The sequence below is a fragment of the Marinobacter confluentis genome (genome assembly GCF_004785685.1).
GTDB lineage: Bacteria > Pseudomonadota > Gammaproteobacteria > Pseudomonadales > Oleiphilaceae > Marinobacter > Marinobacter confluentis.
Map to the genome: position 1 here is coordinate 1 of NZ_SRPF01000090.1, position 302 is coordinate 302.

The 302-nt window shown below is 59.6% G+C and carries 1 protein-coding gene; it reads right to left on the minus strand.

What is annotated here, in order from left to right; all coding sequences use genetic code 11:
* Window positions 1-302: response regulator transcription factor (locus E5Q11_RS17685; protein ID WP_135804731.1), on the minus strand; the 302-nt coding region annotated here is incomplete at both ends.

The following is a 302-nucleotide window of genomic DNA, read 5'->3' on the forward strand; positions in this document are numbered from 1 at the left end:
TTGATCAGCCCGATGGCGCGAGCCTTGGCAACGCACTCGGTCCGGTTATGGACGCCAAGATGCACGAATATGGCTTTCAGGTGGGTTTTTACCGTGTGCTCGGTAAGGTCCAGAACCTGGCAGATCCGCTTGTTGGGCAGGCCTTCCGCCAGCAGGCCAAGAACCTCGAGCTGCCTGGGGGTCAACGAATCAGACTGAACCACGGCAGTCTGCAGTGACGGATAGAACAGCTCACCCTGACTGACCTTGCGGATCCTCCTGATCAGCGACCGGCGATCGGCCGACTTGGGCAGAAACCCGAC